Source organism: Curvibacter delicatus NBRC 14919 (assembly GCF_001592265.1).
In the GTDB taxonomy this organism is placed as follows: Bacteria; Pseudomonadota; Gammaproteobacteria; order Burkholderiales; family Burkholderiaceae_C; genus Hylemonella; species Hylemonella delicata.
In genome coordinates this window covers 1-13,164 of record NZ_BCWP01000003.1, presented here as the reverse complement: position 1 = coordinate 13,164, position 13,164 = coordinate 1, and the positions used below count along the sequence as shown (strand labels likewise).

The 13,164-nt window shown below is 63.6% G+C and carries 13 protein-coding genes; 4 read left to right on the top strand and 9 right to left on the bottom strand.

What is annotated here, in order from left to right; translation table 11 throughout:
• Positions 1-76: 76 nt before the first annotated feature.
• Both CDE01S_RS02150 and CDE01S_RS02145 read right to left on the bottom strand, forming a co-directional pair.
• Complete coding sequence (locus tag CDE01S_RS02150) at positions 77-904, bottom strand: alpha/beta fold hydrolase (protein ID WP_066703042.1); 828 nt, start codon at positions 902-904, stop codon at positions 77-79.
• 30 nt (positions 905-934) lie between these two features.
• The gene (locus tag CDE01S_RS02145; protein WP_066703039.1) at positions 935-1,507 is read right to left on the bottom strand and encodes a peroxidase-related enzyme; all 573 of its coding nucleotides are present in this window, start codon (positions 1,505-1,507) and stop codon (positions 935-937) included.
• An 80-nt stretch (positions 1,508-1,587) separates the two neighbouring features.
• Between CDE01S_RS02145 and CDE01S_RS02140 the strand changes: the two genes are divergently transcribed.
• Positions 1,588-1,959, top strand: a complete 372-nt coding sequence (locus CDE01S_RS02140) for a carboxymuconolactone decarboxylase family protein (protein WP_066703036.1) — start codon at positions 1,588-1,590, stop codon at positions 1,957-1,959.
• 73 nt (positions 1,960-2,032) lie between these two features.
• On the opposite strand, the gene CDE01S_RS02135 is transcribed toward CDE01S_RS02140, so the two are convergent.
• The 3 genes from CDE01S_RS02135 to CDE01S_RS02125 all read right to left on the bottom strand — a co-directional run bounded on the left by CDE01S_RS02135 (position 2,033) and on the right by CDE01S_RS02125 (position 5,859).
• Positions 2,033-3,613: a methyl-accepting chemotaxis protein gene (locus CDE01S_RS02135; RefSeq protein WP_066703029.1), complete on the bottom strand. Its 1,581-nt coding sequence runs from the start codon at positions 3,611-3,613 to the stop codon at positions 2,033-2,035.
• Positions 3,614-3,893: 280 nt separating this feature from the next.
• Positions 3,894-5,156: an HD-GYP domain-containing protein gene (locus CDE01S_RS02130; RefSeq protein WP_066703026.1), complete on the bottom strand. Its 1,263-nt coding sequence runs from the start codon at positions 5,154-5,156 to the stop codon at positions 3,894-3,896.
• A gap of 148 nt (positions 5,157-5,304) precedes the next feature.
• On the bottom strand, positions 5,305-5,859 hold the full coding sequence (locus CDE01S_RS02125) for a PAS and helix-turn-helix domain-containing protein (RefSeq protein ID WP_066703023.1): 555 nt from the start codon (positions 5,857-5,859) through the stop codon (positions 5,305-5,307).
• Positions 5,860-5,971: 112 nt separating this feature from the next.
• On the opposite strand from CDE01S_RS02125, the gene CDE01S_RS02120 reads away from it, so the two are divergent.
• From CDE01S_RS02120 to CDE01S_RS02110, 3 genes are all read left to right on the top strand, one after another.
• Positions 5,972-6,676, top strand: coding sequence for a CoA transferase subunit A (locus CDE01S_RS02120; protein ID WP_066703022.1), 705 nt, complete (start codon positions 5,972-5,974; stop codon positions 6,674-6,676).
• A gap of 11 nt (positions 6,677-6,687) precedes the next feature.
• On the top strand, positions 6,688-7,326 hold the full coding sequence (locus CDE01S_RS02115; RefSeq protein WP_066703021.1) for a CoA transferase subunit B: 639 nt from the start codon (positions 6,688-6,690) through the stop codon (positions 7,324-7,326).
• 66 nt (positions 7,327-7,392) lie between these two features.
• The gene (locus tag CDE01S_RS02110) at positions 7,393-9,177 is read left to right on the top strand and encodes a sensor histidine kinase (protein WP_066703019.1); all 1,785 of its coding nucleotides are present in this window, start codon (positions 7,393-7,395) and stop codon (positions 9,175-9,177) included.
• A gap of 249 nt (positions 9,178-9,426) precedes the next feature.
• Here CDE01S_RS02110 and CDE01S_RS02105 read toward each other — a convergent pair whose 3' ends face one another.
• The 4 genes from CDE01S_RS02105 to psiE-GI form a co-directional block, all read right to left on the bottom strand.
• The gene (locus tag CDE01S_RS02105; protein ID WP_059889550.1) at positions 9,427-10,335 is read right to left on the bottom strand and encodes a LysR family transcriptional regulator; all 909 of its coding nucleotides are present in this window, start codon (positions 10,333-10,335) and stop codon (positions 9,427-9,429) included.
• 232 nt (positions 10,336-10,567) lie between these two features.
• Positions 10,568-11,719, bottom strand: coding sequence for a S1C family serine protease (locus CDE01S_RS02100; RefSeq protein ID WP_004265443.1), 1,152 nt, complete (start codon positions 11,717-11,719; stop codon positions 10,568-10,570).
• A 24-nt stretch (positions 11,720-11,743) separates the two neighbouring features.
• On the bottom strand, positions 11,744-12,709 hold the full coding sequence (locus tag CDE01S_RS02095) for a zinc metalloprotease HtpX (protein WP_016451627.1): 966 nt from the start codon (positions 12,707-12,709) through the stop codon (positions 11,744-11,746).
• A partial coding sequence (gene psiE-GI / locus CDE01S_RS02090) for a heat resistance protein PsiE-GI (RefSeq protein WP_245636087.1) occupies positions 12,687-13,164 on the bottom strand: 478 nt, incomplete at its 5' end. The genes psiE-GI and CDE01S_RS02095, both read right to left, overlap by 23 nt.

Here is a 13,164-nt window from a genome sequence, read left to right as displayed (position 1 = left end):
AGCGAAGCATAGTGGCCACAGGCCGGCATGACAAGCGTGGCCGTCTGGCCAGTGCTGGCCCGGAGCCGGTCAGCGCCTAGTGGGTGCCGGCGACGGCCTGGATCCAGCGGATGATTTCGGGTGCGGCGACCGCAGGGGCTTCCAGGTGGGAAGCGTCCGGCTCATACAGCCGGGTCTGCGGATGGCGGGGCAGGGCGGCGGCCGTCGCCTGCTTGAGCCGCAGCAGGGCCGGATAGTCCCGCGTGGGTACAACGAGCAGGATGGGGGTCGCCGGATCGAGGTGTTCCAGCGCCGCCGTCTGGTTCAGGGCGCCCGCCGGGTCGAACCAGTCCACGTAGGCGGCCGGCGGCGTGACGATCGGGTAGGTGCCACGGGAGCCTTCATAGTCCAGTAGCCGAACCTTGTCGGTGCCCTTGCCTTCTGTGACCAGGCGGCGGGCCTCCTGCAGGGTGTCTCCGAGCTTGTCCCCGTACACCATGCTGGCCGGGCTGCCGCCTGGCGCGATGGCGATGAGTCCGTCCTCCTTGAGCTGGCTGCCGAGGTAGAAGGTGAACAGGCCACCCAGGCTGTGGCCGGCGATGAACAGCTTGCGCGCACCCTGCGCACGCATTGCCTGCAGTGCCGCATCCACCTCGGCCACGGCTTGGCGGACGGGGACATCGTAGTTGCGCCGCCCGGACCAGGGCATTTCCAGATTGGCGACCTGCCAGCCCTGCTCCTTGAGCGCGGAGGCCAGCGGGGGGACAAATTTGTTGGGGTCCCCTCCCTTGCCGTGCATGACAACAACACCGATGCCGCCCTCGTGTGGTGTGGGCGTCTGTGCTGTGACAGGACCAGCCGCCAGTGCAGCCAGCAGTAGGCTGAGGGCCCATGCCAGGGCAGGTCGGCGATGCGGTATGTTCATGTCGGTTTCCTGTGGGCGGCGGCGCCCGGACTACTTCTGCTTCGGTACCCGCCCCATCAGATAGAACTCGGGGTTCGGCATCATGTTGCTGAAAGAGGCCATGCGGTTGGACAGGCCGAAGAAGGCGGTGATGGCCGCAATGTCCCAGATGTCTTCATCGCTGAAACCATGGGCATGCAGGGCGGTGAAGTCGGCCTCTTCGACTTCATGCGAGCGCAGGCAGACCTTCATGGCGAAGTCGAGCATGGCGCGCTGGCGCGGCGTGATGTCGGCCTTGCGGTAGTTCACCGCCACCTGATCGGCCACCAGCGGCTTTTTCTCGTAGATGCGCAGGATGGCGCCGTGCGCCACCACGCAGTACAGGCATTGATTGGCCGCGCTGGTGGTAGTGACGATCATCTCGCGGTCGCCCTTGGTCAGGCCCGAGTCCTCTTTGAGCATGAGGGCATCGTGGTAGGCGAAGAAGGCGCGCCACTCGGCTGGGCGGCGTGCCAATGCCAGGAAGACGTTGGGCACGAAACCGGCCTTCTCCTGCACTTCCAGTATCTTGGTGCGGATGTCTTCGGGCAGGTCTTTGATCTCGGGGTGGGGGTAGCGGCTCATGGGTGTCTCCTCGTTGTTCTGCCGCAGATTATGCTTGGCGCTTTACACGCAACTTGCAGCTCATCTCAGGAGAACCATTCATGGACGCCGAGTACGAAAAAGGCCTGGCCACGCGCAAACAGGTGATGGGTGAGGACTTTGTGGCCAATGCCTTTGCCAACGCCACCGAGTTCACGCTGCCGATGCAGCACTACATCACCCGCAACGCCTGGGGTGATGTGTGGCAGCGCGAGGGGCTGGACCGCAAGACGCGCAGCCTCATTACCGTGGCCATGCTGACCGCCCTGGGCAAGCAACACGAACTCAAGGGCCATGTGCGCGGCGCACTCAACAACGGCGCCACGGTCACCGAGATTCAGGAAGTGCTGCTGCACGCCAGCATCTACTGCGGCGTACCCACCGCCGTGGATGCCTTCCGCTCGGCAGCGGAAGTGATCGACGCCAAAAAATAAGGGCCGGATTGACATCCGGTCCTCATCGAATCAGCGCGCAATGCTACTGATTCAGTAGCATTCCAAGCCTGACTCAGCGCAGCTGCAGCAGGCTGCTGTTGCCGGCCACATTGAGCTTGAAGGCGCTCACGGCCTCAGCCAGCAGGCGGGCCTGCTCCTGCAGGCTTTCAGCGGCAGCGGTGGATTCTTCCACCAAGGCGGCATTCTGCTGTGTCATCTGGTCGAGCTGGTTGACGGCGACATTGACCTGGCTGATGCCCTGGCTCTGCTCGGAGGCGGCGGCGCTGATCTCGCCGATGATGTCGGTCACGCGGCTGACGCTGGCCACGATCTCGTTCATCGTGCTGCCGGCTTCCTGCACTTGCTGGGAGCCCGATGCCACGCTGCTGACGCTGGCGTCGATCAGCGACTTGATTTCCTTGGCAGCCTCGGCGCTGCGGCCGGCCAGACTGCGCACCTCGCTGGCCACCACGGCAAAACCGCGACCCTGTTCACCGGCGCGGGCGGCTTCCACGGCCGCGTTCAGGGCCAGGATGTTGGTTTGGAAGGCGATGCCGTCGATCACGCTGATGATGTCGGCAATCTTCCGCGAGCTGGCGTTGATCTCGTCCATGGTGGACACCACTTGCGAGACCACCTGGCCGCCGCGCTGGGCCACTTCGGCCGCGGAGGAGGCGAGCTGGTTGGCCTGCCGTGCCGAGTCGGCGCTCTGGCGCACGGTGCTGGTGAGTTCTTCCATCGAGCTGGCGGTTTCTTCCAGGTTGCTGGCGGTCTGCTCGGTGCGGGCGCTGAGGTCCTTGTTGCCGGTGGCGATCTGCACGCTGGCGGTGGAGACGTTGTCCACCACACGGCGCACCTGGCTCAGCGAGTTCTGCAGTGCTGCACGCATCCGGTCCAGGGCGCGTAACAGATGGCCGGTCTCGTCGTTGGCATAGCTGCTTTGCGGGGCGCCGGTCAGGTCCATGTCGGCAATCGCCTGGGCCATGGTTTCCGCATGGCGCAGCGGCTGGATGATGCTGCGTGCCAGCAGCACAGCCAGCACAATGCCCAGCACCAGGCTGAGCACGCTGCTGACCAGCAGCAGCGTGCTGCTTTGCGAGCGCAGGCCCTCAGCCCGCTTGGCGGCTTCGTCAAGCTGGGCACGCTGGGCATCCACCATCTTCTGCACGCTGGCCAGATAGTCGCGTGACGTCGGCTCGAAGCGTTCGTTGAAGACCTTGTTGGCACCTTCCAGGTCGCCGGCCTGCTTGAGTTTGTTCACTTCTTCGCGTGCAGCCAGGTAGCCTTTGCGCAGCTCGCCGGCCTTGTCGAACAGCTGGCGCTCCTCGGGCGTGTCCATTTTTTCTTCGATGAACTTCTGCAACACATTGGTCTGCTTGATCGACTCGGCCGTCGCCGGTGCGAAGTAGGCGATCAGACTGGGGTCGCTGCTCTTGGCGATGGCGGCGGCGCGCTGCACACCGGCCGTGGTGTGGCGCAGCCAGTCGGCGCCGGCACGCTCGGCCTTGACGTTGTCCTGCACCATGGTGTCGATTTCATGGCCAAGCTGGCTCAGCTTCAGGATGGTGAAGATGCTGCTGGCCATGAACAGGGCCAGAATGGCGCCCAGTACCAGCGCCAGGCGCTTGCTGATCGAGAGGTTGTTCAGAAACATGGTCGTGCTTTTTGAAGAGGATGTTCAGATACCGCGGAAGAAAGAGGTCTTTGGACGGATATCTTGCAACTGTGACAGATGAGGCGAAGTTCAGTGCGCTGATTCGAGACTGCTTTCTGCGGCAGTTTGCGCTTTAGATGTCGGACGACTGGCAACGAACGGCCATGCGTGATGGCTTGGCGGGTCCGAACCAGTGCCGGAATTATAGGTTTGCCCGCCTTGGCGCTGTGTGTCGTTTTGGTGACTTCGCACGTCGCTGGCGTCGGCAGCCAGATGCAGCCTAGGCTGATCCGGCGTTTTCCACAAAGTAGCTGATGTGCTTGCGCGGGCTCAGGTAGTCGAACACCGGCTTGGGCAGTGCCGCGGGACGCAGGGTGCGGTCCACGGAGTCGTCCAGGTCGCGGCGCAGGTTGACGATGGCCGCCTGGTTCTTGGGGATGGCCGCGTCGTACAGCATCAGATTGGGATGCAGCAGGTCGGAGGAGTCGATCGACATCACGATGCCGACCTTGCCGCTCTTGAGCATGACGATGGTGCCAGGCGGGTAGATGCCCATGGACTTGATGAAGGCCGACAGCAGGGTCTTGTCGTATTTGGCGCCCTCCGTCTTGTACATGAAGGACAGGGCTTCCGACGGCGTCTTGCAGCGTGCACTGACACGCTGGTTGCACAGGTTGTCGTAGGTGTTGGCGATGGTGACGATGCGCACGGCCTGGTCGATTTCGTCACCCTTCAGGCCTTTGGGATAGCCGCTGCCATCGGCCATCTCGTGATGGAACAGGATGATTTCCCTGACCCGGCGTGGCAGTGCCTCCACCGGTTGCATGAGCTTGATACCGTAGCCCGGGTGCATTTCCAGCAGCTTGGTTTCGGATGGGGTCAGCTCCTCGTCCTTGAGCAGGACCTGGCTGGGGACCATGACCTTGCCGATGTCGTGCAGCATGGCGCCTTGCGCGATGTCGCGCAGGGTCTGCGCATCCTCGATGCCGACGGCATGGGCCAGGATCAGCGCCAGCATCGTCACGTTGAGGCTGTGGAAGTGTGAGCTGCTGTCGGACGCGTTGTCGCCCATCAGGTGGATGAAGGGGTTCTGTCGGGCAAGAAAAATCTCGCTCAGCTGGGCCGCAATTTCGTTGGCCTGCTCGGCGGCCTGGGCCGGGTTGTTGTTGGCCAGGCGCATGACGTTCTTGACGGCATTGGCAGTCTTGACATATTTGCGCTCGGCAGCCTGGATTTGTGCCATCTCCTGGCGCAAGGACTCGATGCGTTCCTTCTTCTGCTTCATCAGCTCGTCCATCGCGGTGGCCTCGACGGCGGGCGCGGCCGGCGCAGCGGGCTGGACCGGTATCGGGAGCGGCTTGGCATCGCTCTTTTGGGGCAGGTATTCGATCTCCTTCAGCCCCAGGGAGCGCAGGGTGTCGAGCTGCTTTTGGTCCTTGATCTTGAAACTGCTGAAGAGGAAAGGGTGCCCGACCCAACCGTCGAGCTTGACGTGCATGCCGATGCAAAGCTGGTCAATGCCAACCTTCGTTCGTGTGTTCATGGGAGCGAATGCGTAGAAGAAGATGGATGGACGGATTGTCGAGGATGCCGGCGCTTGCAGGAGCGCACCATGGGATTCAAGAGGTCGCCAAGCAGCATGCGTGACGTTGGTTCATCGGCTGCCGTTGGGGCCATCGTGCTGCTGCGACCTAACCGCCCACGAGCTTGTGCACCAGGTCGGCCGTGGTGCTGGCCTTGTACTTGCGCATCAGGCGGGCGCGGTAGATCTCCACCGTGCGGTGGCTGATGGTCAGGGCCTTGCCGATTTCCTTGGAGGTCAGGCCGTCCAGCAGGTGGGCCGCCACCTCGCGCTCGCGTGCCGTCAGCTCGGCCTTCACCGGGCGGTGCGAACTCAGGTCCTGGAAGGTCCAGATGCCGGCGCCGTGCGGCTCGGCCGGGTCGAAAGCGCGGCCGGTGACGTGACACCAGAAGGTTTCCCCCTTGAAACGGCCGTCCATCCGCTTCATGATGCGGTCGTCGGCGTAGGTGCCTTGGCGACTCATGATGGGGACGATGCGCGCGCCAATGCGTTCGAACTCGTCGGCACTGGGGTAGAGCACCAGAAAGGATTGGCCCACCAGGTCGTCACGAGTGGTGCCGAACATTTCGCAGACGTGGCGGTTGCAGTCCACAATCACACGGTTGCGCGATAGCACCAAGCCAATGGGGGCCAGTTCGAAGGCCAGGCGGTAATCGATTTCCATGGGCGCGCAGATCAAGGGGTATCAGGGTTGCAATTTACGCGGAACTACGTAGCTCAGTAGGTAGTATCGTACGCGCATTGTCGCTTCAATCGTTTCTTCCGAGGAGAACAGCGTGAACAAGATTTATCCGAGTGCGGCCAAGGCGCTCGAAGGCGTCATCCAGGACGGCCAGCTCATCGCCGTCGGCGGCTTCGGCCTGTGCGGCATTCCCGAGGCCCTGATCGACGCCGTGCGCGACAGCGGCGTCAAGAACCTGACCGCCATTTCCAACAATGCCGGCGTCGATGATTTCGGCCTGGGCAAGCTGTTGCAGACCCGCCAGATCAGGAAAATGATCTCCAGCTATGTGGGCGAGAACAAGGAGTTCGAGCGCCAGTACCTGGCGGGCGAACTGGAGCTGGAATTCACGCCGCAGGGCACGCTGGCCGAGAAGCTGCGTGCTGGCGGTGCTGGCATCCCGGCCTTTTTCACCAAGACCGGCGTCGGCACCATCGTGGCCGAGGGCAAGGAGCTGCGCGAGTTTGACGGCGAGACCTATGTGATGGAACGTTCCCTGCTGCCCGATGTGGCGCTGGTGAAGGCTGACATCGCCGATCGTTCGGGCAACCTGCGCTTCAACCTGACGGCGCGCAACTTCAACCCGGCCGCCGCCATGGCCGGCAAGATCTGCATCGTGGAAGTGGAGCGCATCGTCGCCACCGGCGAACTGGCGCCCGACGACATCCACCTGCCGGGCATCTACGTGCACCGCATCGTGCACAACCCGACGCCCGAGAAGCGCATCGAGAAGCGCACCACCCGCGACCGCAAAGTTTGAGGAGCAAGACCATGGCTTGGACCCAAGACCAAATGGCCGCACGCGCGGCGCAGGAACTGCAGGACGGTTTCTATGTGAACCTCGGCATCGGCATCCCGACGCTGGTGGCCAACTTCGTGCCCGACCACATCGAGGTCTGGCTGCAGAGCGAGAACGGCATGCTGGGCATCGGCCCCTTCCCGTATGAAGACGAGGTCGATCCCGATCTGATCAACGCCGGCAAGCAGACCGTCACCACCATCAAGGGCTCGGCCATCTTCGGCAGCCACGAGAGTTTTGCCATGATCCGCGGCGGCAAGATCAACCTGTCCATCCTCGGCGCCATGCAGGTGAGCGAGCAGGGCGACTTGGCCAACTGGATGATCCCGGGCAAGATGGTCAAGGGCATGGGCGGCGCCATGGACCTGGTGGCCGGCGTGCCGCGTGTCATCGTGCTGATGGAACACGTGGCGAAGAAGAAGGACGGCACCGAAGACCTGAAGATCCTGCCGCAGTGCACGCTGCCGCTGACCGGCAAGGGCGTGGTGGACCGCATCATCACCGACCTGGGGGTGATGGACGTCACGCCGCAGGGGCTGAAACTGGTGGAGCTGGCCCCGGAGGTGACGCGCGAGCAGATCCAGGCCAAGACGGGTGTGCCGCTTCTTTGAGGTGGCCTGAGGGGGATTGGAGGGTCGTTGCTGTGCTAAGGTTCAGTGCACTTGCGCGCTGACCCCATGTCCTCCGCTCCCACACCATCTACCTCGTCTGAGATCCCGCCCGCGCCGGCCGTTGCGGGGCATGAGGTCTCTTGGCTGACACACTGGCTGACGGGTGAGCGCCTGCGCTGGGTGGTGATCATTTCCAGCGTGCTGGCGCTGGCGCTGGCCTGGGGTGTGATCTTCGTCGAGCTGGGCGGCAAACGGCAGGACGCGATCAAGGCCGAGGTGAGGCAGAACGCCAACCTCGCGCTGGTCTTGCAGGAGCAGACCATGCGTGTGCTGGCCGCAGTGGATCAGGCCACACTGCGTCTACGTGATAGTGTGCGCAATGGCAGTTTCCGGCCGGAGGACTATGCCCGTTTCGCCAATGAGACTGGCCTCGTACCCGACATCCTGACTCAACTGTCCTACGTCGGTGCGGACGGGCGTTTCATCGGCAGCAACATCGATCCCGGGGGTGACAAGACCGGCCATGTGGACCTGTCCGAACGTGAGCACATTCGCGCCCACCTGCAGCCGGAACTCGCACAGGCTGCGGCCGGGCAAATGTCGACCAATGGGCTTTTCATCGGCAAGCCGGTGCTGGGCAAGGTGTCCGGCAAGTGGACCATCCAGCTCACACGCAAGATCACAGCGCCTGACGGCCAGACCCGTGGCGTGGTCGTGGCGTCGCTGAATCCCAGCTATTTCGAACAGGTCTACCGCCAGGTCCGACTCGGTGAGCAGGGCGTGGTGTCGTTGATCGGTGACGATCGCAGTGTGCGGGCCCGCGTTGTCGGTGGCGAAAGCAAGGGGCTGGGGGTCGTGCTGGCGCCCAACTCCTACATCGGAACGAGTGCCGTGCCTGACGAGGGCTTCAACATTCGGGCCAGCGCGGTCGACGGCGTGGAGCGTATCGTGGCACATCGTCGGGTGGGCAGCTACCCCCTCCTGGTTCTGGTGGCCACCACGACCGAGGCGGCCCTGAGCGAATGGCGCAGCACGCGGACAGTGGCATTGGTGCTGACCACGCTTTTCAGCATGGCCGTGATCGGGGCCGCCGTGCTCTTCCTGGCCGGTGTGCGGCAGCTGGAAGCGAAAAACCGGTCCTTGCAGATCAGTGAGGCCCAAGCCCAGGCCGCCAACCAGGCCAAGAGTGAATTCCTGGCAGCCATCTCGCACGAGCTGCGCACGCCGTTGACCAGCATCCGGGGTTTCTCGGAACTGATGGAGCGCAGGCTGGAAGAACCGAAGTACCGCGAGCAGGCGGGCATGATCCGCAAGGCCGCCGAGCACCTGAATACCTTGCTGACCGAGATTCTCGATTTGAGCAAGGTCGAGGCCGGTGCCATGCCTCTGCATCCCGAGCCGCAGGTGCTGGCCGAATTGCTGCAGTCCTCGGCCGACTTCTTTGCTGTCAGCGCGGCGGAAAAGGGGCTGACCTTGTCGGTTCGCATTGCGCCGGATGCGCCACCTACCTTGGTCTGCGACGGCCTGCGATTCAAGCAGATACTGAACAATCTGCTGTCGAACGCGATGAAATTCACCTCTGAAGGATGCGTCACGATCGAACTCGGCGCCACGGCCGATCAGGTGCGCGTGCATGTGGTGGATACCGGCCCCGGCATCCCGGCCGAGCTGCATGAGACGATCTTCGAGAAATTCCGCCAGGGCAACGCGCGCGTCAGCTATGAGCACGGTGGCACGGGTCTGGGCTTGGCATTGTCCCGCGCGCTGGCCCAGCGGATGGGTGGCACGCTCACGGTCACGTCCGAAGTCGGTAAGGGCGCACGGTTCACGCTGAGCTTGCCGCGACGCTGAGATGCGCCAGTCTCTTCACGTTGCAGAATGAAAAACGGCCCATGAGGGGCCGTTTTTCATTCTGGAGCGGGTGATGGGAACATCATCGTGTTCCCAACTCGTTGATTGATAACGAGTTTTCCGCACTCGGCGAACCGAGATGGACATAATTATGGACTGAAAAACCACGCTTGGTCAACGCGCGCTCCGAGCAAGTCCAGTGCGAGCCATGGACAGCCAGCAGTAGCCAATGTACCCGAGCGCTCAACGTCACGAGGCCGGTTCATCTCCCTTTGGCAGGAACTCCTCGCGGGCGCGCTGCAGAAACCGCTTCATGGGCTCAGAGGGTTCGGCGCTGCGGCGCAGCAGGTAGGTGGACAGCATGGGCGGCGTGCCGGCCAAGGGGCGAACGGTTATGTCGGGGCGGTTCAGGGTCTGCACCTGCGAGGCAATGGCGAAACCTAGGCCATAACCGGCACCGACCAGAGTCAGCATCACGCCTAGGCTCGTCACCTGATCTACCAGCTTGAGCGGCTTGGACGCACCTTGAAGCACCGCCTGGATCTGGTGGTGGCAGCCCGATCCCGCGTCCGGATGGCACAGTACCAACGGAAACTTCAAGGCTTCATCCAATGGCACTTCCGCGTGCGCCAACAAGGGGTGGCGCACGGGCACGATCACCGACAGAGGATCGGTCCACACGGGCTCGGCGACAAGGCCTTCGCTCACCGCGTCCGACAGCGCAAAACCGATGTCCAGCAGATCGTTGTGCAGGCCCTTGAGCTGCTGCGCGAAAGGCAGCTCGAAGACGCGAATCTCCAGTTCGGGCTCTTCCTCGCGGCTGCGCGCCAGCAAGGTGGCAATGTGGGGCTGCGCCAAGCTGTCGCAGATGGCGATGCGCAGATAACCCTGATAGCCCTGCGCCGCCGCCTTTGCGGCACTCACCGCCTGCTCCACGGTGGCCAGCACGCGCCGGCACTCACCGAGGAACACTTGACCGGCCCAGGTCAGTCGCGTCTGGTGCGCGCTGCGGTCGAACAACTGCACGCCGAGCGTGGCTTCGAGATTTCGCATTGCGCGCGACACAGGCGATTGTTCTAGGCCAAGGCGCTCGGCCGCTCGCGCGAAATGCAGTTCTTCCGCGACCGCAACGAAATAGCGCAGTAGTCTGAGTTCCAATGCGGCCTCCTGTTTGCCTCGTTCCTGGCCTGCGTCCACCTCATGCGGATTGCGCCTCGCTTTCTCCTTCGATGATTGGCAAGAGGTTCCGGCGTTGCATGCTTGCCTATTCGGATAGGCAGATCGCATCCGAAAATTACGGAGGTTGAGGCGGAACGCTACCTGGCCGAAGACCTGAGAACCTCAATCGCCGCGACGCTGCACTACCGCCTGATCCACAGGTTCAGTTCAATCAATTCCCGGGTTGCAGCTCCACACGCACCTCGCGCGATTTGCCGGCCCGCTCCACTGACAAGACCACCACATCGCCGACCTTCCTGTCGTCTAGCCGCGCGAGCAGCTTGGCCACATCGTCCGTCGCCTGGCCATCAACATCGATGATGCGGTCGCCCGGCACGATGCCTTGCGGCGTGACTTCGACACCCGCGAGGCCGGCCTTGTGCGCTGCCGAACCAGGGGTAACACGCAACACGAACACGCCCTTGCTTCCAGTCAGCGCCAGCAGGCGCTGATTGAGCTGTTCGTCCACCTCAATGCCCAGCGCCGGACGGATGTACTTACCGGTCTTGATGAGTTGCGGGACTACGCGCATGACGGTGTCCACCGGCACGGCGAAACCAATCCCGGCCGAGGCGCCGGAGGGGCTATAGATCGCCGTGTTGATGCCGATGAGCCTTCCTGCCGAATCGAGCAGCGGCCCACCGGAGTTGCCAGGGTTGATGGCGGCGTCGGTCTGGATCAGGTGATCGATGGCCGGGCCGCCCGCTTCTCCGGGTAACGAGCGGTCGAGCGCGGAGACGATGCCGGTGGTGAGCGTCCAGTCCAGGCCGAAGGGGTTGCCGATAGCGAACACCTTCTGACCCACCTTGAGGTCGGCACTGGTGCCGACCGGCACGGCCGGCGGGCGCTTGAAACCGACGCCGATCTTGAGCACAGCGATGTCGTGCGCGGGGCTCGTCCCCACCAGTGCGGCCTGGTAGTCGCGGCCGTCGGCCAGTTTGACGGTGGCTTCGGACGCGCCCTGGATGACGTGGAAGTTAGTGACGACGTGGCCGGCGTCGTCCCAGATGAAGCCCGAGCCAGTGCCGCGCGGCACGGAGAAGACGTTGCGCGTCCAGACATCGCGTACCAATTGTGCGGTAGTGATGTAGACCACCGAGGCGCGCGATTTCTCGAACAGTTCGATGGTGGCTTTCTCGTCCGCCGCCAGATCGCCACGCGCCGTCACAGTGCGTTCTGCCGCCTCGCGCGGACTGAACCAGGCCTCGATGGCGGGCAGGAACTGCCACAGCAGCATGAGCGCGGCAATACAGGCGGTGATGAAGAGCCAGCGCCGGACGAAGTGGTCCGGCGCGGGACGTTGGTACGGGTCGGGGTAGGCCATGAGAAGTCTCCTGTTGATAGGCAATCAGCGCCACAGCCCGCTCGGGCGCCAGCGCGGTGGGCGCGGCGTCAAAGCGGATTCCGGCAAGAAATGGGGCGCGTGGAGTGGCAACGCTGATGCTGGCCCAGGCGCCAACGTCAGTAGGCGTGAGATGCGTTCTTGCGTGGCCGGATGCGTGCGCAACCAGGAGGGTTCGGGATTGCCCCATCCCGGCCACAACCAGGCGCGCCAGGAGCGGCTGACCCGCTCGATTTTCGCCAGCGCGGACGCAAGCCCCTGCGGGTCGCCAGTCAGTTCCGCAGCGAGGCGGTCAGCGTCGAACTCACGCACGCGAGACAAGCCGAGCTGTGCGAGCAGGGCCAGCTGGGGCGATGCGGCCAATAACAATAAACCAGGCCAATAGACCTCCGCCGCGCCAACCAGCAGCGCGGGCAGGCTCAGCAGGATCGCGATCTGTCCCATAAGGGCCAGTAGGCTCGTGAAGCGACTGACGGAATCCGCCAGCCCCATGACGCGCAGATCCTCACTGGCGATGTGCGCGATCTCGTGCGCGAGCACACCCGCCAGCTCGCGTGGGCTCAGGCGGCGCAGCAGGCCATCGGTGAGGGCGATCGATGCCTCCTGCTTCGATCCGGTGGCGAAGGCGTTGACGACGGCACTGGGCACGTAGTGCGGCACCGGCGTTGCGGGCAAACCGGCACGGACGGACAGCTCGTGCAACAGGGCCCAAATTTCCGGGGCTTCGTGTGGGTGCAGCGCCCGGGCGCGGTATAGGCGCAAGGTCAAGGCGGATGCGGCTGCCGGTTCCAGCAGCAGCGTGCCTGCAACGGCAAACAGCGCGAGCCACAGGTCGCTTTCCCCGAACAGCAGGCTTCCTGCGGCGGCTGCGATCCCGACCAGGGTCAGGACCAACAGCCCGGTCTGCAGGCGGTTGAGCCAGCGGTGTTGCAACAACGCCGCGCGCGGGTCACTGGGATGATGACGGGTCATGCTCAGATGTCTCGGCGGCGCGGTCGTCGCGCTCGCGCAGCAGCCAGTAAGTGGCACCAAGCGCCAGCGTGGCGCCTGCAAGCGCGGCGATCTTGCCAGGGCTCGCCTCGGGGTCGAGGATCACGAACTTGCGCGCCAGCGCGATCAGGCCGATGAGGATCACGGTCTTGACCTGGATGATGCTGTCCCGACGCAGCGCCACGCGCACGATGGAATGCTTGAACTCCATCGCGATCAAGAGCGTCATGATCATGCCGAACACACTCTGGAATACCTTGTGATCCAGGGGATTGAAGGCATCGAGAACCAGCAGCGTGAAGACGATGGAGATGAGCTGGAACAGCGACACCACGATGATGACGGCAATCACCGCCGACAGCACGAGCGCGACGACCTGCTCGAAGCGCTCGTAAAAACTCATGATGGCCAATTGGTCGCGCAAGACCTGAAATGGG